Origin of the sequence: Shewanella acanthi (genome assembly GCF_019457475.1) — a bacterium.
Taxonomy (GTDB): Bacteria; Pseudomonadota; Gammaproteobacteria; order Enterobacterales; family Shewanellaceae; genus Shewanella; species Shewanella acanthi.
Genome location: NZ_CP080413.1, coordinates 2,923,548 through 2,944,201, shown reverse-complemented (window position 1 = coordinate 2,944,201; position 20,654 = coordinate 2,923,548). Strand labels below are relative to the sequence as shown.

Genomic DNA, 20,654 nt, shown 5'->3' with positions numbered 1-20,654 from the left:
AGGGAACCTCTGGTTCCCTTTCTTATATCATCCAACCCATCATCATTTTATTGCAACATTTAATTAACTTTATCTGTTAAGTAGGCTACTTTTGGGCTAGGTTATGACTTCACGTGCATTTGTGTGTTAGATACGAATGCAGTGGCAAGTAGGAAGTCCTTTATCGGTAGAAATCGAGGAACTTGAGATGAAATCAGCCGTCGAGCAGTTATCAACCTATAAAAGTGTGCACTTGGATAAACGTAATATCCAAACCCACTTTATTGGCATTCCAATGATTATCTGGGCGGCTTTTTTACTGCTAGCGACGATTCGCATTTCCCTTGGCCCCATAGGTGAATTAAGCCTTGGGGTGATTTTAGGCGCCTGTGTATTGGCTTACTATGTACGTTTACATTTGCGCCTAGCGCTTGGACTGTTTTTATTTGTGATCCCCGTGGTCTATACCACAGAGCTTGCAGTACGCTCCGCCGATGCCTTATGGCTAGGGTTAGGCGTATTCATTATTGGATGGATATTCCAACTCATTGGTCATCATTATGAAAAGGCAAAACCTGCCTTTGTCGATGATTTAAACCAATTACTAATTGGGCCATTTTTTCTGATGGCAGAACTGTATTTTATGTTGGGGCTTGAAAAGCCACTTAACGATGAGATTACGCCGATAGCCCTTGAAAAGCGACGCCAACTGGAGGCAAGACTTAAAACACAAAGCGTAAGATAGGTTATCTCGGGGGAGAGGAGAAACGGCTGATTTCCACTTGGATTCAGCCTTTTTTTCTTTTGTTGTAAAGTTTAATTTTAGCGTGGCTGCTGATAATGCTGTGGGATAATACGTACTGTTTTAATCATATTATCGGCGACCTCGATGACTTCGAGGGGGTAGCCAGCGAGGCGTAAACTGGTATTTTCCGACGGGATATCCTCTAAATATTCCAAGATAAGACCGTTGAGTGTTTTCGGGCCATCGGTTGGGAAGTCCCACTTCATTTCTTTATTGAGATCGCGGATGGTGATGCTGGCATCGATTAAGTAGCTGCCATCCTGCTGCACGTTAATATCTTCGCTCGGAGTGGCGAGCATTGAGGTGGTAAAGTCCCCAACAATTTCTTCGAGAATATCTTCAAGTGTCACAAGGCCTTGAATATCACCGTATTCATCTACAACTAAGCCGATACGCTCTTTGTTATGCTGGAAATTAGCCAGCTGCACGTTGAGTGGCGTGCCTTCGGGAATAAAGTACAGTTCTTTTACGGCGCGAAGTAAGGAAGACTTACTGAATTGTTCTTTAGATTGTAAGCGAAGAGCATCGCGTAAATGGATAAAACCAACAGCATCGTCAATGGTATCGCGATAAACCAGTACGCGGGTGTGTGGGCTTTGGATTACCTGACGATTGATATATTTAAAGTCATCATTAACATTAATGGCATAGATATCCGAGCGTGGCACCATGATGTCTTCTACTGTGACTTTTTCTAAATCTAGAATCGATAACAGCATTTCTTGATGGCGCTGGGGGATAAGGGCGCCGGCCTCATGAACAACGGTACGAAGTTCCTCTTGGCTGAGAGCCTCATTAGTTTTCACCGAATGAACCCCAATCAGGCGCAACAACGATGAGGTAATGATGTTCATTACCCGTACCAATGGTGACAAAATCACTAATAACCAGCGGAGTAAAAAACTGGAGGGGAAGGCGATAGGTTCTGGGTGCAACGCCGCCAAGGTTTTGGGAGTCACTTCGGCAAATACCAGTACAAGTAGAGTTAAGACGCCAGTTGCAATGGCCATCCCCATGTCGCCGTATAAACGCATGCCTATGATGGTCGCAACCTGCGCAGCTAAGATATTGACAAGGTTGTTGCCGATGAGGATCACGCCGATTAGTTTATCTGGGCGATCGAGTAGATGCAGTGCACGCTGTGCCCCTTTGTGACCATTTGAGGCGAGATGTCTTAAACGATAGCGGTTAAGGGTCATCATGGCGGTTTCTGAGCCTGAAAAGTAGGCTGAGATGAGGATTAGCACTAGCAAGAAAAGAAGGAGTGCGCTTGTCGATATAGCGTCCAAAAAAATAGGCTCCAATTAGGCCGCAAAGAATATGTAAATACCGAGAATAGGCTTGAGTGTCAAGTCAGCAAAGGCAATAACTGCCTTTGCTGACTTGAAATTATTAACTAAGGATTAACTCTTTGACAATGCGAGCGCCAAAATACGCCATTGACAATAGTGTGGCACCGGACAGGGTATAGATGACTGCCGTGCGGATTTTGCAGCCCACGGAATATTGTTGCCACAGCATGGCGATATAAACAAACCAAGCAATGATAGACAAAATGGCTTTGTGCCCTTTGCCGCCAACGAACATGTCATCGAGGAAAATAAAACCCGTTGCTAGGGATAAGCTCAGTAAGATCACCCCGATTATGACTAAATGATAGAGCTGCTTTTCTACCGTCATTAACGGTGGAATGCTTGGGCTTAACATCAACTGCTTTTTCTTCAGCTTACTTTGGATTAGGGACAACTGAATTGCATACAGCGCCGCAATCATTAGCGCACTGTACGCCATAAGCGAGAGCACCACGTGGGCCAACACTTCGGGATAAAGCTCAAAATGGGTGATGAATTTGGGAGGTAACAACCAAAGCAATGCCACAGACAAAATGGAGCAGGCGTATACCACGGGCACGACGACGATAAGTTTTAACCTTGGCATCAATATGGTGAAGGTGAAGGCGATAATCCAGTTCACCAGTGATATCACATTGGTCAGACTGAAGTTTTGACCATTTGGGGTGAATATCGCCATATAGAGGGCAACGGCATGTAAAATCACACCTATGCCTGCAACAGTGGCAACGGCTTTCCGATTCGGGCCATCAGGATGCAGCAAGCGGCTCGTTACCAATACCAAGGCGATGCAGTAAAAAAACATGGCTGAGGCAGAAAAAATGACCATGGGTACTTAACCTATTTGTGTTGTTAATGGTGCCTAAGAAGCACTGCAAGCAGATCAATATTTCCCCTAGAATAACATGAGCGCTTGGCAAATGGGCAGTGACATAAGTTGCAAAATTAAGCAGATTCTTATTGTTAGATAAAAAAATTGTCCTCTATACGCAAAATTTAAAGCTGGGCGTAAGAACAGCTAATTAACCCAAGTGTTGTGTGACAGTAGCATAATACGTCCGCATCGTTATAATACAGGCCATTAATCGAGATCCTAAAGGTATAGAGCAGGACGATGTTTGAGAATCTAACCGACAGACTGTCACGCACGCTGAAAAATATCAGTGGCCGTGGTCGCTTAACTGAAGAAAACGTTAAGGAAACCCTGCGCGAAGTGCGCATGGCGCTGCTGGAGGCTGATGTTGCCCTGCCTGTAGTGCGTGAATTCGTTAACAATGTGAAAGAGCGTGCCGTAGGCCAGGAAGTCGCTAAAAGCTTAAGTCCGGGTCAAGCCTTTATTAAAATAGTTCAAAGTGAACTTGAAAAATCCATGGGTGAGGCAAACCAAGCCCTAGATTTAGCCACTCAGCCGCCTGCGGTTGTCATGATGGCCGGTCTTCAAGGTGCGGGTAAAACAACCAGCGTTGCTAAGCTCGGTAAATTGCTCCGTACTCGCCATAAGAAATCAGTTCTGGTGGTCAGCGCCGACGTTTATCGTCCAGCGGCGATTAAACAGCTAGAAACCTTAGCGTCTGAAGTCGATGTGGAATTCTTCCCATCGGATGTGAGCCAAAAGCCAATTGATATTGCTAAAGCAGCAATTGCCCACGCAAAACTTAAGTTTATCGATGTAGTTTTACTCGATACCGCGGGGCGTCTGCACGTCGATGAAGCCATGATGGATGAAATCAAGGCGCTACATGCCGCGGTTAATCCAATTGAAACCCTGTTTGTAGTCGACGCCATGACGGGTCAAGACGCGGCCAATACCGCTAAAGCCTTTAACGAAGCGCTGCCACTGACCGGTATTATCTTAACTAAGGTTGACGGTGATGCGCGCGGCGGTGCGGCGTTATCGATTCGCCACATTACTGGCAAACCGATTAAATTCCTCGGTGTGGGTGAAAAGACCGATGCACTTGAGCCTTTCCATCCGGATCGTATCGCGTCACGCATTTTAGGTATGGGCGATGTGCTGTCGCTTATCGAAGAAGTTGAGCGCGGTGTCGATAAAGAAAAGGCGATGAAGCTGGCTTCAAAGGTGAAGCAGGGCGGTAGCTTTGATTTAGAAGATTTCCGTGAGCAGCTGCAGCAAATGAAAAACATGGGCGGCATGATGAGCATGATTGAAAAGCTGCCAGGTGTTGGCCAATTGCCACCAGAAGCGCTCTCTCAAATTCAAGACGGTAAAATGACCCGTCAAATGGAAGCTATCATTAACTCGATGACAGCCAAAGAACGTCAAAACCCTGATTTAATCAAGGGTTCACGTAAGCGTCGTATCGCTGCAGGTTCTGGCACTCAAATTCAAGATGTAAACCGTTTGTTAAAACAGTTTACTCAGATGCAAAAGATGATGAAGAAGATGTCGGCCAAGGGCGGCATCCAAAAGATGATGCGTGGTATGCGTGGCATGATGCCAGGCGGAATGAAATTTCCAGGCCGTTAATGGTCGCCATTTGCACCAAAGTTAATGTTTTATCAGTTGGTTGATAGGGTTTGACCCAAGGACTGCAGCCAATCTAGCGATTTAATAATCGCCAGATTTGGTTGCATTCGTTGAAAAGTCAGGTAAAATCTTCCGGCTTTCTTTCTGGGACTCTTCGCGAACACGGGGTTCCAGTTTTTATTTTTGCTTCAATGCAAATCATTAGAGGATTGAAAACGCATGGTTACCATTCGTTTAGCTCGTGGCGGCGCTAAAAAGCGTCCATTTTACAACATCGTTGTTGCTGACAGCCGTAACGCTCGTGACGGTCGTTTCATTGAGCGTGTTGGTTTCTTCAACCCATTGGCTCGTGGCCAAGAAGAAACTTTACGTTTAGACCTAGCTCGTGTTGAGCACTGGGTTGCGAACGGCGCTGCGACAACTGATCGCGTAGCAAAACTGATCAAAGACGCTCGTAAAGCTGCTGCTTAATAGCGTTAAGGTATAGATTGATGAGCAGTAACCAACAGCCAGTCGTACTGGGGAAATTAGGCTCCTGTCATGGCATTAAAGGTTGGCTGAAAATCACCGCCTATACCGATTCTGTTGAAGGTATCTTTGACTATTCACCTTGGCTTATTAAAGAAAACGGTGAATGGCGTGAAATAAAGGTCATTCAGTGGCGTTACCAAGGCAAGGCGGTTGTCGCCGAGCTTGAAGGTGTCACCACGCGGGAGCGAGCGCAAATGCTCACCAATTGCGAAATTGGTATCCTGCCAGAACAGATGAACGATTTGCCAGAAGATGAATTCTACTGGCGTGACCTCATCGGTTGTGAAGTGATTAATACCAATGGTTATAACATGGGGGTTGTCGCTCAAATCGTGGAAACCGGTTCGAACGACGTGCTACTCGTTAAAGCCAATGCCAAAGATAGTTTCGGCAAAGTGGAGCGTATGCTTCCCTTTGTCCCAGGACAATTCATCCTGAAGGTGGATGTCCAAGGTAAACAGATTTTAGTGGATTGGGATCCTGACTTCTAAGTCGAGGTACAACATATGTGGTTAGGGGTTATCACCCTGTTCCCAGACATGTTCCGTGCCGTAACAGACTTTGGCGTTACGGGTCGTGCCGTGAAGAACGGTCTGCTTGAGTTGCATACGTGGAATCCTCGCGATTTCACCCATGATAGACACAGTACGGTGGATGACAGGCCTTACGGCGGTGGCCCCGGAATGTTGATGATGGTGCAACCCTTGCGCGATGCCATCCATGCTGCGAAAGCCGCAGCAGGCGAAGGTGCGAAGGTGATTTATTTGTCACCTCAAGGACGTAAGCTGGATCAGCGAGGCGTTACTGAGTTGGCTGAATCACCCCGGTTGATTTTGGTGTGTGGTCGATACGAAGGTATTGATGAGCGCATTATTCAAACGGAAGTGGATGAGGAGTGGTCGATTGGGGATTACGTGCTTTCGGGCGGCGAATTACCCGCGATGACACTGATTGATGCAGTATCGAGATTGGTTCCTGGCGTGCTAGGAAAACAAGCTTCAGCGGAGCAAGACTCTTTCTCCGATGGATTACTGGATTGTCCTCACTACACGCGTCCCGAAAGCTTGGATGGACTCGATGTACCAGCAGTACTGCTAAGTGGCAACCACGAACAAATTAGACTCTGGCGTTTACAGCAAAGCCTTGGTAGGACTTTTCTGAGACGACCAGAATTATTGCAAAATCTAGCTCTGACTGACGAACAATCGACTCTTTTAGCGCAGTTCGTTGAAGCAATGGACAAGAATGCTTAGTCGTAGCTCAGTTAATTCTAGAACGGAGTAAGTTATGAACAACATCATTAAAATGCTCAACGATGAGCAAATGAAACAAGACGTACCTGCGTTTGGTGCTGGTGATACAGTAGTAGTTCAGGTTCGTGTTAAAGAAGGTGATAAAGAGCGTTTACAGGCTTTCGAAGGCGTTGTAATTGCTAAACGTAACCGTGGTCTGCACTCTGCATTCACAGTACGTAAAATCTCTAATGGCGAAGGTGTAGAGCGTGCATTCCAAACGCACAGCCCGCTGATCGCTAGCATTGAAGTTAAGCGTCGTGGTCGCGTTCGTCGCGCCAAACTGTACTACTTACGTGAGCGTTCAGGTAAATCTGCACGTATCCGTGAAAAGCTGGCAACTAAGTAATAGTACCCGCTACAGAAAACAAGACGTAGTGTTCGCACAGAAAACCGCCCTCGTGGCGGTTTTTTGTTGCCTGCAATTTGTTATTGAAACCGCAAATTGTCTCAATTTTGCTAAAGATGTGAATTCCTCCTTGATCTTCCCTCTGTGAACAGGCATAGTGGTCGCTCATTGTAATGATGTAGCATTACAAAATTACATTAAGCGGTAGACTCACATTTTCTTAAATCCCCAAGGTGCATTTTAAGCAGCCAATGTAATAGGGTCATTAACTTAGGTTTTAGGTGATAAACATGCAGCAAGATACGATTAACAACGTCCATATCAGTTCAGAGAAAGTGTTAATTACGCCGCAGGAGCTTAAAGAGGCTCTGCCGCTATCTACGCATGCATATCGCTATATTCTTAACGCCCGTCAAACCGTTGCTGATATCGTCCATAAACGTGATAACCGCGTGCTTATCATTACTGGCCCTTGCTCTATTCACGATACTGATGCTGCCAAGGAGTACGCCTTAAAGCTTAAAAAACTTCACGACGAGTTAAGTGATGAGTTCTACATCCTGATGCGGGTCTACTTTGAAAAACCACGCACTACGGTTGGTTGGAAGGGGATGATAAACGATCCCGATATGGATGAATCCTTCGATGTCGAGAAGGGCCTTAAAATGGCGCGCGAGCTGATGATTTGGCTAGCAGAATTAGAACTTCCTGTGGCGACTGAAGCGCTCGATCCTATTAGTCCGCAGTACATTTCTGAATTGGTCACTTGGTCAGCCATCGGTGCCCGTACCACCGAATCACAAACCCACAGGGAAATGGCATCGGGGCTTTCTATGCCCGTTGGTTTTAAAAATGGCACCGATGGCAAACTCGATGTAGCTATCAACGCGCTGAAATCGGCGGCAAGTAGCCATCGATTTATGGGCATTAACCAACAGGGGCAGGTGGCGCTTTTGCAAACGGCGGGTAATCCTGACGGCCATGTGATCCTCCGCGGCGGCGCAACACCAAACTACGATGCCGCGAGTGTGGCCGAGTGTGAGGCGCAGTTACATAAGGCAAAACTTAACGCTCGCCTGATTATCGATTGCAGCCATGGTAACTCTTCCAAGGATTACACCCGTCAAGTGCCCGTGTGTGAGGATGTGTTTGCGCAAATCTACAATGGTAATAAATCCATTATTGGCGTCATGTTAGAGAGCCACTTAAACGAGGGTAATCAAAGCTGTGATAAACCGCTAAGCGAATTAGCCTATGGAGTGTCGGTCACAGATTCCTGTATTAATTGGGAAAAAACCGAAAGCGTTTTACGTGCGGGGGCTTCGAAGTTATCTTCAGTATTGGCAACGCGTTTTGATATGCTCAAAGTTGCTAATGCATAAACGCTATGGTCAAGGACTAGATGATGAGTGAAAAAACAACGGCGGAATTAGAGCACCTTCGTGGTCTAATCGATGGCGTGGATCAGCAGTTATTGCATTTACTGCGTAAGCGGTTAGATCTTGTCGCCCAAGTCGGCACGGTGAAACATGCTGCAGGTTTACCTATCTATGCACCGCAGCGCGAAGCTGCAATGTTAGCTAAGCGCCGAGATGAAGCAAAAGGAATGGGAATAGCCCCACAGCTTATTGAAGATATTCTTAGGCGTCTCATGCGTGAATCCTACTTAAACGAAAAGGATGTGGGCTTTAAGCAGGTTAAAAACGATCTTGGCACCGTGGTGATTGTCGGTGGTAAGGGGCAACTTGGTGGTCTGTTTAAACAGATGTTTTGCTTGTCGGGCTATCAAGTTGAAACAATCGATAAGAACGATTGGCAGCGTGCTGAAACTGTGTTTGCGGATGCGGGATTAGTGCTGGTCACTGTACCAATTGCCATTACCTGTGAACTTATTCGCGACAAGCTAAGCCGATTGCCTGTGAACTGTATTTTGGCAGATCTCACCTCGATTAAGGCTGAGCCCGTCGATGCAATGATGGCGGCGCATCCTGGCCCTGTAGTAGGCTTTCATCCTATGTTTGGCCCAGATGTCGGCAGCTTTGCGAAGCAAGTTGTTGTGGTTTGCCATGGACGTGAACAAGATAAATACCAATGGCTGCTCGATCAGATCGCCATTTGGGGCGCGCGTTTAGTCGAGGCTGAAGCGGAACGCCACGATAATGCCATGCAACTAGTGCAGGCAATGCGTCACTTCTCGACTTTTGTCTACGGTCTTAACCTTTGTAAGGAAGAGGCGGATATTGAAACGCTATTGCAGTTTAGCTCGCCCATATATCGATTAGAGCTTGCTATGGTAGGGCGTTTATTTGCCCAAAGCCCAGAGCTCTATGCCGACATTATCTTTGCCCAGCAGGACAGTCAGCATGCGATAAGTGACTATTTAGAGAATTACCGTGATGCGCTTGAGATGCTTAAGCGTGGCGATAGGCCAGAGTTTATTGCCCAGTTCAAGACAGTTGCTAAATGGTTTGGGGATTTTGCGCCGCAGTTCCAGCAAGAAAGCCGAGCAATGCTCCAGTCCGTCAATGATATGCGAACAAGTTGATTGATACGCACAAGTCATCAATAAGATTTTTAGCAAAGTGCCCATCATCGATGGGCATTTTTTTATGCAAAAAGCGCAAGACAATAAGGTCCACATTGCCACCCTTTTAATTAATGCTAACGAAAAGTTAATAAGTGATCCTTCTCTAAGATTTGCGATATGAAATGAAAAAGATCTATCACTTATACGCCGTTTCGGTAGACTGTTTTTAACATGTATAAATAATGCATGAATTAAATATAAGGAGTCTATCCATGTTCTGTATTCAGTGTGAGCAAACTATTCGTACCCCAGTTGGCAATGGTTGTAGCTATGCCCAAGGCATGTGTGGCAAGTTGGCAGCCACTTCAGATTTGCAAGACCTATTGATTTATATGCTTCAGGGCGTTTCAGTTTATGCGGTGAAGGCGCGTGAATTTGGCATTATTGATTCGCAAATCGACAGCTTTGTCCCCAAAGCATTTTTCTCTACTCTGACCAATGTTAATTTCGATGATGAGCGAATCGTTGAGTACGCTAAGCAAGCGGCGACATACCGTGAAAGTTTAAAAAATGCCTATGAGGCCGCTTGTGCACAGGCTGGTAAAACGCCAGAACATGTTCCTGAGGTGGCGCAGTTAATCCTAGGAACCAGCAAGGTTGAAATGCTCACTCAAGCGCCGATAGCCGCACTGAATAAAGATAAAAATGACATTCATGAGGATATCTTAGGCTTAAGATTACTTTGTTTATATGGCCTTAAAGGCGCGGCAGCTTATATGGAGCACGCCCGCGTACTCGGTAAAACCGACGCTGATATCGCCGCCAGTTTCCATCAGATGATGGCGTTCCTCGGTGAACCGAGTGTCGATGCTGATAAGTTATTTTCAACTGCGATGGAAATTGGTCAGCTGAACTATCGCATTATGGCGATGCTCGATGCGGGTGAAACTGAAGCCTTCGGTCACCCTGAGCCTACAGTGGTAAACACTAAGTTTGTTAAAGGTAAGGCGATTTTAGTCTCTGGTCACGATATGAAAGACTTAGAGCTTATCCTTAAGCAAACCGCTGGCAAGGGCATTAACGTTTATACCCATGGTGAAATGTTGCCAGCGCTTGCCTATCCAGCCTTTAAAAAATACCCGAATTTAGTGGGTAACTACGGCAGTGCTTGGCAGAATCAGCAAAAAGAATTCGCGAATTTCCCTGGCGCAGTTGTGATGACGTCTAACTGCATTATCGATCCGAATGTTGGCCACTATAGCGATCGTATTTTTACCCGCAGTATCGTTGGTTGGCCAGGTGTTACCCATATAACGGGTGATGACTTCTCGGTGGTGATTGATAAAGCTCTGGCATTAGATGGTTTCCAATTCGATGAAATCCCCCACAACATTACGATTGGTTTTGCCCGAAATGCGCTAATGACTGCGGCACCGACTGTGGTTGAAAATGTGAAGAATGGTTCAATTAAGCACTTCTTCCTTGTGGGTGGCTGTGATGGTGATAAGTCTGAGCGTAGCTATTTCACCGACTTAGCGAAATCGGCGCCGAAGGACTCTGTCATTCTGACCTTAGGTTGCGGTAAGTACAAATTCAATAAATTGGACTTTGGCGACATCAATGGGATTCCACGTTTACTCGATATCGGCCAGTGTAATGATGCCTACTCGGCTATCCAGTTAGCGATTGCGCTGTCTGAAATCTTCGAGTGCGATATTAATGAATTACCACTGAACTTAGTACTCTCATGGTTCGAGCAGAAGGCGATTGTGGTGCTGCTAACCCTGCTGTCACTTGGGGTAAAAAACATTCGCACTGGCCCAACGCCGCCGGCGTTCTTAACGGCGAATCTTGCCAAGATTCTGGAAGAAAAATTTGGTCTGCGTAATACCACCACGGTTGAAGCCGATCTTAAGACCATGTTGAACGTAGCATAAGCAGTTCAATCCAAATATGCTCGGCGGCTTTAGACAAAAGCCGCCGTCTAATGGATACACAAACTATGAATATCAGTACTATATCGAATGAATTTTCGCTTTCGTTCACCACATCTCAAACCGTTTTTAATCAACTAGTCTGTGTCGAGCGTTGGGATGAGACTGCAGACGTGGTGAGTTTTCGCTTTCAAGCCACAGAGCCTATGAGATTTGATTATAAGCCGGGTCAATTTATGACCTTTGTGCTCGATATCAATGGTGAGCAAGCTTGTCGTAGTTATACCCTGTCTTCTTCCCCCTCTCGGCCCTATTCGTTAATGGTGACCATTAAGCGCGTAACGGGTGGACTCGTTTCTAATTACTTGATTGATTATCTCCAACCAGGTCAGTCCGTGAGGGTATTACCGCCGACAGGGCAATTTAATCTGTTTGATATTCCGGCTGAAAAGTACCTATTTTTGAGTGCAGGCTGCGGCATTACACCTATGTATTCGATGTCGCGTTATTTGACTGATACTCGGGTGCATGCCGATATCGCCTTTGTTCATAGCGCTAAAACGCAAGCCGATATCATTTTTAAATCTTCTTTACAGACCCTTGCGCAGAGCAAACATTATTTTAAATTGTGCTATATGGTAGAGGAGGTTACAACCGATTCGGCCTGGCATGATGAAAATGTTGTACATGAACTGGGGCGTTTAACTGCGGAAAACTTGATTAACCTCGTGCCTGATTTGGCGCAAAGAACGGTTTTCTTATGTGGCCCAGAGCACTATATGCAGGCGGTAAAACACATACTCACAGAGCTTAATTTCGACTTAAGTCACCTTTATCACGAGAGTTTTGCTACCGCTGTTAAAGAGGCGCAGTGCCAAGTTTTGCAAGCAAAATCGCATGCAGCTCCCCCTTCAGCGAATGGTTTTATGTTATCCATTGGAGACAAAACGCGATTACTGTCGCTTGAGCAAACTTTACTAGAGGGAATTGAGGCCGAAGGATTGCCCATTATTGCGGCGTGTCGCTCGGGCGTGTGCGGCGCCTGTAAATGTCAGGTCGTGGAAGGGGATACAGAATCCACAAGCCAGATGACATTGACGCCAGCTGAAATTGAATCGGGTTACGTGTTAGCCTGCTCAACCAGGCTAAAGTCGGATGTGAGATTAGTGCTTTAAATGTGTCCATCCTGTAAAGGCATTTAGCCGTGATGCGCTGACATATTCCTTTGTGTGGTGCTTGCTTTGGTTGATAAGGTAAATATTTTTCCGACTTGGTTGCGAATATATTCGCAAGAACGTAAGGTTAAATAGAGGTGCTAATGTAGAGCTTATCCATCGTCTGGCTGGAGTCTTTCAATGACAACGACAACCACTTATGCCGCAAAAGTTGAAGACCGCAGCTTAGGCCATTTGCTTTATGCCTTAATGTCTGGCTTTCCATTATTGTTAGTGCCGTTGCTGCTAAGTTTGTTTATTAATTTGTCGCAGCGCCAAACTTCGGCCAATACCCTGTTAAATTCCCACCTTCGTTGGCAGCGTTATTCCAACATCATTTTTTTAAGTCTGCTGGTATTGGGTTATCTTGTGCCGACTCTTTGGCTTAGTCTGTCGATTTATCTTTTTGGCATCATTTGGTTTTGCCATCGGATTATTAAGGGTTGGTTAAGCTTAATTGATGGGTTAGAAGTCTAATCACCTCCTGGAATGCAGTTGTGCTTAGATAGACCATTTTCGGTATTAGCGTCTAGGTTCGTTCTATTAAAGCAAAAGCCCTTAACATTGAGACGCGATGTTAAGGGCTTTTTCTTTATGGCTTTTTTACTGTATGGGCAGACAGTGCCCTTAAGATTCAAGCGCTAGCGATATAACTCGCGCACGACCTCGGCCATCATAGGCAGTGAATCCTGTTCTCCCTCTTCCCCTAGGGTGCAATTTAGCACTAAACCATCGGCATTTAGCTGTTTAATGCCTTTTGTTTGCAGTAGCAAGGCGTCAGTTGTAATGGCATTGCAGGGATTTATCACAATCGGTAAGTGGCTAGTGGCCTTAATTTGAATAAGGCTAGCTAAGTCCAAGGTCGGTAGATTGGCATTATTAAAAGTGCGAATGCCTGAGTCACACAGTATCAGCTGCTGATTGCCTTGGCTTAAAATGACTTCAGTCGCTGCAAGGAATTCTTCTAAGCTTGCCATCTCATTGCGCTCAAGAATTAATGGCATGGGCAGGGTTCCTGCCTGTGCCAGCAAAGATTGATTGAACATCTGTTTGCCCGTCAACAACAGCATGTCCCCTTGTTGGGTTGCCACTGTCAGATCGCTACTTTGTTCAATTGCCACAATGCACAGCAAATCATATTGATGCAATGTTTGACGAAGTTTAGGCAGCGTCAGTTCAGTTGAGGGAAGTCGCTGACAGCCCTCTAGGATAACGGCTTGGAATCCAGCCGATTTTAACTGTTTTGCCCTATGCTCAAAACTTGAGAGAACAATATTCGGCAGCGCATCGGTTAAGGTGATTTTTGCGATAGCACCAATATGGCCAGCGCCAATAGTGAATGGGCCGCACTGGATTTCACTCGCATTGGCTTTATAGGCTTTGCTATAACGGACTGGCTGGGCGGCTGACTCCGCCTGTGGCTCACTAATCACTTGAGACTTTGAGGTATTTGGCTCAATCAACAGTTGACTGTTACTGAGCTGAGTAGGCTTTACTGTCTCGCATGGGTAGCAACCCAAGACTTTAATAAAGCGAGTTATCCGCTCTAACTGCTTTAAACCTTCCTGCATGGCTGCGCTGGAGATATTGGCATCAATATCTAAATAGAACATTTCCTCCCAAGGGGTTCCTGGGATGGGGCGAGACTCCAACTTGCTCATGTTTAGTTGATGGGCTTTCAGTACCAGTAGCGCTTCGACTAAGGCGCCAGCCTTTTGGCCTGTCGCCATAATTAGCGTAGTTTTAGCGGGCAATTGTTCTGGCACAGCAACAGCCTTGCGAGCGACCACTATAAAGCGGCTCTGATTTATCTTTTGATTGGCAAGGCCCGATTCAATCGACTCTAACTGATAAAGCGCACCACCTTCGGCGCTACCGATGGCTGCAGCGCTATTGTCGCGACATTGATTAACCATCTCCATCGCTTCGGCGCTGCTTGAGCAGTATTCCAGCTTTAATTCCCTGTGCATACTGAGATAGCGACTGCATTGGCTAATGGGCTGCGGATGGGCGTAAACGGTTTTGATATCGGATAATTTACTGCCAGGTTTACCTAACAAACAGTGGCTTACTTCGATGGTGGTTTCACCCACAATCGACAGACTGGTGTGCTGCAACACATCGTAGACTTCGTTAATCGAGCCCGATGAGGTGTTTTCAATCGGTAAAAAGCCATAATCGGCATGGCCTAACTCCACCGCCTGCACAATTTCATCAAAGCTCTGGCAGCCTAAATCCAGCATTTCCACTTGACGGCGCTGGCAATAACGTGACGCGGCTAAGTAGGAGTAAGAACCACGAGCACCTAAGTAGGCAATGCAGTATTGCTGCTTTTGGGTTTCAGGGTTGGCGCGGCCATGGAGATAAGCCTGTTGATTCAGCACTGAGTCTTCGATAATGCTTTGGTAGAGCGAAAGTACGTAATGGGCATCTAAGCCCTTTTCACGGCCAATGGTGACGAGGCGAGCAAGTAACTCCTTTTCCCTTTGGGTGTCGCGAATGGGTCTGATATCGACTTCTTTGCTGCGAGCAACTTCGAGGCTTAAGCGTCTGCGTTCGGCGAGTAATGACAATAGCTCATTATCAAGATTTGTAATTTGCTCTCGCGTTTGATTTAAAGGCTGTGGTTTTTGCATTCTGACCTCATGTGCCGCCGCAGTTAACAATCGAATTAGACAAAAAAGCCTCCCAGTTGGGAGGCTTTGGATTTTTACTTTCGTTTTTACACAGTAAATCCGCCTCCTAGAGTGGGGGTGTAAAAAAGAAAGTAAAAAAAGCAGAAGTAATCGTTTTCATGGAATTTAAACTAATGGGCGAGGGCGTGACTGTCAATCAAAATTTACTCATAAAAGAGCATCTTATTTGGCTTTCAAACGTTTTGCCGAACATTGTCAGCGATAGTGCCGAAGATAAATAAAAAAGGCGAAGCATTAAGCTTCGCCTTTTCATTAATCATCGTGATGATTACTCGCCTAATTCGACGCCAGCACGGTTAATCAGGAACTGAGTTAAAATCGGCACTGGACGACCCGTTGAGCCTTTGTTTGCGCCGCTGTTCCATGCAGTACCGGCCACGTCTAAGTGAGCCCAGTTGTACTTTTTCGCAAAGCGAGACAGGAAGCAAGCCGCAGTGATAGCGCCAGCTGGACGACCACCTAAGTTAGTCATATCCGCAAACGGGCTATCTAACATGTCTTGGTATTCATCCCACAGTGGCATGCGCCATGCGCGGTCACCACTTTGCTCGCCCGCATTTAACAGCTCGTGGGCCAGTGGGTTGTGCGATGAGAACAGACCTGAAGCGTGTTTACCTAGTGCAATAACACAGGCGCCGGTCAGGGTGGCGGTGTCGATAACTAACTCTGGATCGAACCGTTCAACGTAGGTTAATACATCACACAATACTAAACGGCCTTCTGCGTCGGTATTCAATACTTCAACAGTTTGGCCAGACATAGTAGTTAAAATGTCACCTGGACGGTAAGCATTGCCCGATGGCATGTTTTCACAACCAGCGAGAATACCGACAACGTTGATTGGCAGTTTCATTTCACAAATGGCTTTCATGGTGCCGATAACACCCGCAGCGCCGCCCATGTCGTATTTCATTTCGTCCATGGCTTCGCCAGGTTTTAATGAAATACCGCCTGAGTCGAAGGTTAAGCCTTTGCCAATCAATACGATAGGTTTTTCAGTGCTATCGATTGCGCCCTTGTATTCCATCACTGTCATAATGGATTCGTTCGCGCTTGCACGGCCAACGGCAAGGTATGAGTTCATGCCTAATTTAGCCATCTGCTCTTCGCCAATCGTAGTCACGTGCAGGTTTTCATGCACTTCACCCAGTTGACGGGCTTGAGAGGCTAAATAGGCTGGATTACAGATGTTCGGTGGCATGTTAGCCACGTCGCGGCATAAATGCATCCCCGCTGACACTGCCATACCGTGTTCAATGGCGCGCTCACCTAAGGTCAATTCACGGCGAGTGGGTACGTTGAATACCAATTTACGCAGTGGACGACGGGTTTCCCCCTTACGGGTTTTTAGTGCGTCAAAGCTGTACAGGGTGCTGTTAGTCGTCTCAACTGCTTGACGAACTTTCCAATAAGTATCACGTCCCTTAACATGTAACTCGGTCAAGAAACACACGGCTTCCATTGAACCAGTTTCATTTAAGGTATTGATTGTTTTTGTGATAATTTGTTTGTATTGACGTTCGTCCAGTTCACGTTCTTTACCGCAACCGACTAACAGTACACGCTCACTGAGGACATTGGGAACGTGGTGCAATAATAGCATCTGGCCAGGCTTGCCTTCTAAATCACCGCGACGCAGTAGATTACTGATGTAACCTTCGCTAATCTTGTCTAATTGCTCGGCGATACCGGATAGACGGCGGGGTTCATAAACACCGACAACGATGCAGGCTGAGCGTTGTTTTTCGGGGCTACCGCTCTTTACGCTAAACTCCATGAGCACTCCTAGATTCTTAAAGACAAATTTTTATATTTATTGGATAATGTCTGCCTGTCCCGAAAGGGCCTAAGTTATTACTCCAAAGGTGATTTATTATAGGCAATTGCATCATGTTTTGTGAAAATTCGTGATACTTAAGTTTGCCATAATCCCCTGAAGCTGGTCAGAAAACTACCAAAAGTGGACAGTTTACATGAAAGTTAGTCTGTTTCCAGTAAAAAGATAAGATTTAGAGGTCGGATCCTACCTGTGATTGTATTTAAATACCTTATTCGAGAAGTTTTAAAGGCGCAAATTGCCGTACTTTTTGTACTGCTAACTATTTTTATTAGCCAGCATTTCGTTCGCATACTGGCCGACGCCTCAGATGGGGAATTTCCCGCATCTCTCATCGCGACCTTAATCGGTCTTAATCTCCCCTATTTAGTGGTATTGGTTTTACCTTTAAGTTTATTCCTTGGCATCTTGATGGCCCACGGCCGGATGTACGCCGAAAACGAAATGGTCATTCTTCACGGTGTTGGCGTCAGTGAATGGTATGTCACCCGAGTAACCTTAATTCTCGCCATCCTGAACATGTTGTTTACGGGGTATTTGTCCCTCTATGTTGCGCCATGGGCTGAGGAGCTGCAGAACCAAGTGCTTGAAAAAGCGCAATCTGAGGCCGGTCTTGCCGCACTTATTCAAGGCCGTTTTCAGGCGAGTCCCAATGGCCGCGCAGTGCTGTTCGTTGAGCGCATAGGTAAAGACAATGAACTTGATAAAGTGTTTGTTGCCCAGTTACCCGATCCGAATGATGAAATCGGTTTGACTAACGTGGTGGTTGCCAAGGGCGGACGTGTCATTGAAGATCAAAACGGCGCACAGCAATTGCAGTTAAACGATGGAGTGCGTTATCAGGGCAGTCCACAGCAAAAAGACTATCAAATGATTGAGTTTGGTGGTTATAAAATGCAGATAAAAGAGCAGCAAATTGATGAGCGTCGTCGGAAATTATCGTCGCTGCCTTTGGCTAAGTTGCGCGAGGTCGAAGGCCCTGAGGCCGTTGCCGAGTTTCATTGGCGTTTAGCGATTCCACTTGCCATCCCAATTATGACCTTAATCGCTGTACCTCTTGCGAGGGTGAATGTGCGTCAGGGTAAATTTGCCAAGATGTTACCTGCAGTGCTGCTCTATCTAGGGTACTTCGGCCTGATGGTCGCAGGTAAAAAGGCGCTGCAGGATGGCGTTATCCCGCAATATTTAGGCATGTGGTGGATCCATGTGTCGGCGTTGATTATGGGTATTTTGCTGCTCGGTAAAGACAGACCGCTATTTGGGCGTTTAACAACGGCAATGGCGCGCCGTAAGGTGGCTGCATGAAGATTTTAGACTTATATATCGCTAGGGTTTTGCTCAGCACTTCGGCATTGTGTTTGTTGGTGTTAACTGGGCTTTCGGGCATTATCAAATGGGTCGATCAGCTACGTTTAGTTGGCCGAGGCAGTTACAGCATGATGGATGCAGGTATTTACGTGCTCTATCTGGTGCCACGGGATATCGAAATGTTCTTCCCGATGGCGGTGCTGCTCGGTGCACTGATTGGTATGGGCATGCTGGCCTCAAACTCTGAGCTGGTGGTCATGCAAGCATCGGGGATGTCCCGTCTGCAAATCACACTATCGGCAATGAAAACCGCAGTACCGTTAATGTTAATGGTAATGGCGTTAGGCGAGTGGGGCGCGCCCGTTGCCGAGCAAAGGGCAAATGAGCTGCAAGCGATTAAAATTTCTGGTGGTAGTTTGATTAAATCCCACCGCGGGATTTGGGCTAAGGATGGGGATTTATTCGTGAATATCGGCGAAGTTGCCGACATCGATAAACTTAATAACATCACTCTATATAAGTTTAATTCGGATCTTAAACTCACCAACGTAGTACACGCCAAGAGCGCGCAATTTAATGGCGAAAGCTGGCACCTTATTGACGTTAAGCGTACCGCTTTAAGTTATGATGAGGTCAAGTTGGAGCAGCTTAATGATGACAATTGGCGTTCGAGTCTGACCCCAGACAAGCTCAGTGTGGTATCGGCAAAACCCGAGGCCCTTTCCATTCGTGGCCTTATGGGCTACCTCGAATACTTGAAAAACAACAGTCAAGATCCTAGTCGTTACGAGTTAGCACTGTGGCGCAAGTTGATGCAGCCGATAACAGTAGGCGTGATGATGTTGGTGGCACTGTCGTTCGTGTTTGGACCACTTCGTACCGTAACTATGGGCGCCCGTGTATTACTCGGTGTGGTGGCCGGCTTTAGCTTCTACATCAGTAACGAGATTTTTGGCCCCATGAGTATGGTTTATGAGCTTCCCGCCTATGTGGGGGCGATGGCGCCGAGTCTACTGTTTACCTGTATCGCCTTTTATTTTATCAGGCGATAATATCGGTTGGACTAAAGACATAAAAAACGACGCTTTCGCGTCGTTTTTTATTATTTCAATCTAAGTGGGTTTGCTGATTATGCGTGCTTAAGCGCCGTGCCAGTTGCGCATTTGATTGGCTTCCTTTGATAGCACAACCACTTCGGAGCGGGTCATCATATCCTGCAGCGCGAGCTTATCGGCATTGATTAACACCCAAAGATTACCAATCCCAAGTAGCGACCAAATGATTCGAGCATAGGCGGTGATTAAACTTAAGTTTTGGCCATTAGGGTGCTGGATTTTAAGGCGCCAGGCGCGCATGCCGAGGGTTTGACCGCCCTTGCTCCAAAACAGCGCATAGAAGGTGCTGACACATACTACCAACCAGAATTGATAAATGCCGTGGTAAATGGGCGTGCCATTAAGTGCATCAGACACATGCTCAAAGCCATTTATGCTGATAAGGTTGGTGGTTGTGAGGCCAAAGAAAATCCCGAAGCCGATGGCTCCGGAAAACATATACACGGCAACTGCAAGCAGCAGATCGTAAATGATGGCGCCAAGGCGACGGAAAAATCCCGCTCTGGGAAAATTAGCATGTTCAGTGTTTATCATCGGCTCTTCCTGATCCTAAAAATGAGCTTCATTGGGAGGATTACTCTTGTTCATCGTCACGCACAAAATGAATGTTACTAAAACCAAAGCGCGCAAACTCCACCTTACGGTAATCCTTTTCAGCCTTGGCGCCCTTGCGCGAGGTCATAGCAATCTGTTGTTCCATTGCCAAAAACTTTGTTAAATCGATACCTTCCGCTGCGGCGACCGCCTCATATAAATCATGGTGTTTAGCGTAACTGAAGGGAATGGTTTTCGTTTGACCTTTAAAGGTGTACGTCACTTGACGGGCCATGGATGACTCCTAGATTCTGTTATAAATTGTGCTTAAACTAATTGAATTCGCTTCTAAAAATAAAATACACCGCGCCTAAAATGCACAGCCCCGCCCACAGGTAATCGAGTTTTAATGGCTCTTTCATATAGAAATAGGCGAAGGGCACAAACAGGCTTAAGGTAATGACTTCCTGTAGGATTTTTAATTGGCCTACATTCATCACTGTGTAACCGATACGATTGGCAGGTACCTGCAATAGATACTCGAACAAGGCGATGCCCCAGCTGACAAGGGCGGCAATGATCCAAGGCTTTGAACCTAAGGATTTTAAATGACCATACCATGCGAAGGTCATAAAGATATTACTTAAACAGAGTAAACCAATTGTGGTGAGGGTTGGGTTCATTTGTTCCTCT

20 protein-coding genes and 1 other annotated feature are annotated in these 20,654 nt (G+C 46.3%); of the genes, 13 read left to right on the top strand and 7 right to left on the bottom strand.

The annotated features are described in order from the left end of the window. Positions 1-187 precede the first annotated feature (187 nt). Positions 188-724: an Mpo1 family 2-hydroxy fatty acid dioxygenase gene (locus K0H61_RS12705; protein ID WP_220049721.1), complete on the top strand. Its 537-nt coding sequence runs from the start codon at positions 188-190 to the stop codon at positions 722-724. 77 nt (positions 725-801) lie between these two features. Here K0H61_RS12705 and K0H61_RS12700 read toward each other — a convergent pair whose 3' ends face one another. Beyond that, on the bottom strand, positions 802-2,073 hold the full coding sequence (locus K0H61_RS12700) for an HlyC/CorC family transporter (RefSeq protein ID WP_220049720.1): 1,272 nt from the start codon (positions 2,071-2,073) through the stop codon (positions 802-804). A gap of 103 nt (positions 2,074-2,176) precedes the next feature. Then, entirely contained in the window at positions 2,177-2,965 is a 789-nt protein-coding gene (locus tag K0H61_RS12695) for a cytochrome C assembly family protein (protein WP_220049719.1), read from the bottom strand. A 285-nt stretch (positions 2,966-3,250) separates the two neighbouring features. On the opposite strand from K0H61_RS12695, the gene ffh reads away from it, so the two are divergent. The 10 genes from ffh to K0H61_RS12645 all read left to right on the top strand — a co-directional run bounded on the left by ffh (position 3,251) and on the right by K0H61_RS12645 (position 12,948). Further along, a complete protein-coding gene (gene ffh, locus K0H61_RS12690; protein ID WP_220049718.1) occupies positions 3,251-4,624 on the top strand; it encodes a signal recognition particle protein in 1,374 nt (457 codons plus the stop codon). Between the two features lie 219 nt (positions 4,625-4,843). Beyond that, positions 4,844-5,095, top strand: a complete 252-nt coding sequence (rpsP, locus tag K0H61_RS12685) for a 30S ribosomal protein S16 (protein ID WP_220049717.1) — start codon at positions 4,844-4,846, stop codon at positions 5,093-5,095. A 20-nt stretch (positions 5,096-5,115) separates the two neighbouring features. Next, complete coding sequence (gene rimM / locus K0H61_RS12680; protein ID WP_220049715.1) at positions 5,116-5,646, top strand: ribosome maturation factor RimM; 531 nt, start codon at positions 5,116-5,118, stop codon at positions 5,644-5,646. 15 nt (positions 5,647-5,661) lie between these two features. Further along, positions 5,662-6,408, top strand: a complete 747-nt coding sequence (trmD, locus tag K0H61_RS12675) for a tRNA (guanosine(37)-N1)-methyltransferase TrmD (protein WP_220049714.1) — start codon at positions 5,662-5,664, stop codon at positions 6,406-6,408. Positions 6,409-6,442: 34 nt separating this feature from the next. After that, entirely contained in the window at positions 6,443-6,796 is a 354-nt protein-coding gene (gene rplS / locus K0H61_RS12670) for a 50S ribosomal protein L19 (RefSeq protein WP_220049713.1), read from the top strand. A gap of 290 nt (positions 6,797-7,086) precedes the next feature. After that, positions 7,087-8,178 (top strand): 3-deoxy-7-phosphoheptulonate synthase, encoded by a 1,092-nt coding sequence (locus tag K0H61_RS12665; protein WP_220049712.1) that lies wholly within the window; start codon positions 7,087-7,089, stop codon positions 8,176-8,178. Positions 8,179-8,201: 23 nt separating this feature from the next. Further along, complete coding sequence (gene tyrA / locus K0H61_RS12660; RefSeq protein WP_220049711.1) at positions 8,202-9,341, top strand: bifunctional chorismate mutase/prephenate dehydrogenase; 1,140 nt, start codon at positions 8,202-8,204, stop codon at positions 9,339-9,341. A gap of 254 nt (positions 9,342-9,595) precedes the next feature. Beyond that, complete coding sequence (gene hcp, locus K0H61_RS12655) at positions 9,596-11,260, top strand: hydroxylamine reductase (protein ID WP_220049710.1); 1,665 nt, start codon at positions 9,596-9,598, stop codon at positions 11,258-11,260. Positions 11,261-11,325: 65 nt separating this feature from the next. Further along, positions 11,326-12,432: an FAD-binding oxidoreductase gene (locus tag K0H61_RS12650; protein ID WP_220049709.1), complete on the top strand. Its 1,107-nt coding sequence runs from the start codon at positions 11,326-11,328 to the stop codon at positions 12,430-12,432. A 180-nt stretch (positions 12,433-12,612) separates the two neighbouring features. Beyond that, positions 12,613-12,948 (top strand): hypothetical protein, encoded by a 336-nt coding sequence (locus tag K0H61_RS12645; protein WP_220049708.1) that lies wholly within the window; start codon positions 12,613-12,615, stop codon positions 12,946-12,948. 164 nt (positions 12,949-13,112) lie between these two features. Here the strand turns inward: K0H61_RS12645 and K0H61_RS12640 are convergent, their stop codons facing one another. Both K0H61_RS12640 and pepA read right to left on the bottom strand, forming a co-directional pair. Then, entirely contained in the window at positions 13,113-15,107 is a 1,995-nt protein-coding gene (locus K0H61_RS12640; protein ID WP_220049707.1) for a chorismate mutase, read from the bottom strand. A gap of 38 nt (positions 15,108-15,145) precedes the next feature. Then, positions 15,146-15,265 (bottom strand) — a sequence feature (Phe leader region). Between the two features lie 170 nt (positions 15,266-15,435). Then, a complete protein-coding gene (pepA, locus tag K0H61_RS12635) occupies positions 15,436-16,944 on the bottom strand; it encodes a leucyl aminopeptidase (protein WP_220049706.1) in 1,509 nt (502 codons plus the stop codon). A gap of 252 nt (positions 16,945-17,196) precedes the next feature. Between pepA and lptF the strand changes: the two genes are divergently transcribed. Then, positions 17,197-18,309, top strand: a complete 1,113-nt coding sequence (gene lptF / locus K0H61_RS12630; protein WP_220049705.1) for an LPS export ABC transporter permease LptF — start codon at positions 17,197-17,199, stop codon at positions 18,307-18,309. Next, positions 18,306-19,364 carry an LPS export ABC transporter permease LptG gene (gene lptG, locus K0H61_RS12625; protein WP_220049703.1) on the top strand — a complete coding sequence of 353 codons (1,059 nt, stop codon included), beginning with the start codon at positions 18,306-18,308 and terminating at the stop codon, positions 19,362-19,364. The genes lptF and lptG overlap by 4 nt, the downstream gene beginning before the upstream one ends. An 87-nt stretch (positions 19,365-19,451) precedes the next feature. Here lptG and K0H61_RS12620 read toward each other — a convergent pair whose 3' ends face one another. The 3 genes from K0H61_RS12620 to K0H61_RS12610 are packed head-to-tail and all read right to left on the bottom strand — an operon-like array spanning position 19,452 to position 20,644. Further along, positions 19,452-19,961, bottom strand: a complete 510-nt coding sequence (locus K0H61_RS12620) for an RDD family protein (protein ID WP_220049702.1) — start codon at positions 19,959-19,961, stop codon at positions 19,452-19,454. A 40-nt stretch (positions 19,962-20,001) separates the two neighbouring features. Then, the gene (locus K0H61_RS12615; protein WP_220049700.1) at positions 20,002-20,256 is read right to left on the bottom strand and encodes a DUF2960 domain-containing protein; all 255 of its coding nucleotides are present in this window, start codon (positions 20,254-20,256) and stop codon (positions 20,002-20,004) included. A 37-nt stretch (positions 20,257-20,293) separates the two neighbouring features. Next, the gene (locus K0H61_RS12610) at positions 20,294-20,644 is read right to left on the bottom strand and encodes a DMT family protein (RefSeq protein WP_037415674.1); all 351 of its coding nucleotides are present in this window, start codon (positions 20,642-20,644) and stop codon (positions 20,294-20,296) included. Between the last annotated feature and the right edge of the window lie 10 nt (positions 20,645-20,654).

What these genes read in the sequence shown, in the direction of transcription:
- tyrA (WP_220049711.1), top strand. Translation starts at nt 8,202, where the DNA reads ATGAGTGAAAAAACAACGGCGGAATTAGAGCACCTTCGTGGTCTAATC.
- K0H61_RS12620 (WP_220049702.1), bottom strand. Translation starts at nt 19,961, where the DNA reads ATGATAAACACTGAACATGCTAATTTTCCCAGAGCGGGATTTTTCCGT.
- K0H61_RS12665 (WP_220049712.1), top strand. Translation starts at nt 7,087, where the DNA reads ATGCAGCAAGATACGATTAACAACGTCCATATCAGTTCAGAGAAAGTG.
- K0H61_RS12640 (WP_220049707.1), bottom strand. Translation starts at nt 15,107, where the DNA reads ATGCAAAAACCACAGCCTTTAAATCAAACGCGAGAGCAAATTACAAAT.
- hcp (WP_220049710.1), top strand. Translation starts at nt 9,596, where the DNA reads ATGTTCTGTATTCAGTGTGAGCAAACTATTCGTACCCCAGTTGGCAAT.
- trmD (WP_220049714.1), top strand. Translation starts at nt 5,662, where the DNA reads ATGTGGTTAGGGGTTATCACCCTGTTCCCAGACATGTTCCGTGCCGTA.
- pepA (WP_220049706.1), bottom strand. Translation starts at nt 16,944, where the DNA reads ATGGAGTTTAGCGTAAAGAGCGGTAGCCCCGAAAAACAACGCTCAGCC.
- rplS (WP_220049713.1), top strand. Translation starts at nt 6,443, where the DNA reads ATGAACAACATCATTAAAATGCTCAACGATGAGCAAATGAAACAAGAC.
- lptG (WP_220049703.1), top strand. Translation starts at nt 18,306, where the DNA reads ATGAAGATTTTAGACTTATATATCGCTAGGGTTTTGCTCAGCACTTCG.
- K0H61_RS12645 (WP_220049708.1), top strand. Translation starts at nt 12,613, where the DNA reads ATGACAACGACAACCACTTATGCCGCAAAAGTTGAAGACCGCAGCTTA.
- K0H61_RS12695 (WP_220049719.1), bottom strand. Translation starts at nt 2,965, where the DNA reads ATGGTCATTTTTTCTGCCTCAGCCATGTTTTTTTACTGCATCGCCTTG.
- K0H61_RS12650 (WP_220049709.1), top strand. Translation starts at nt 11,326, where the DNA reads ATGAATATCAGTACTATATCGAATGAATTTTCGCTTTCGTTCACCACA.
- ffh (WP_220049718.1), top strand. Translation starts at nt 3,251, where the DNA reads ATGTTTGAGAATCTAACCGACAGACTGTCACGCACGCTGAAAAATATC.
- K0H61_RS12610 (WP_037415674.1), bottom strand. Translation starts at nt 20,644, where the DNA reads ATGAACCCAACCCTCACCACAATTGGTTTACTCTGTTTAAGTAATATC.
- K0H61_RS12615 (WP_220049700.1), bottom strand. Translation starts at nt 20,256, where the DNA reads ATGGCCCGTCAAGTGACGTACACCTTTAAAGGTCAAACGAAAACCATT.
- rimM (WP_220049715.1), top strand. Translation starts at nt 5,116, where the DNA reads ATGAGCAGTAACCAACAGCCAGTCGTACTGGGGAAATTAGGCTCCTGT.
- K0H61_RS12705 (WP_220049721.1), top strand. Translation starts at nt 188, where the DNA reads ATGAAATCAGCCGTCGAGCAGTTATCAACCTATAAAAGTGTGCACTTG.
- rpsP (WP_220049717.1), top strand. Translation starts at nt 4,844, where the DNA reads ATGGTTACCATTCGTTTAGCTCGTGGCGGCGCTAAAAAGCGTCCATTT.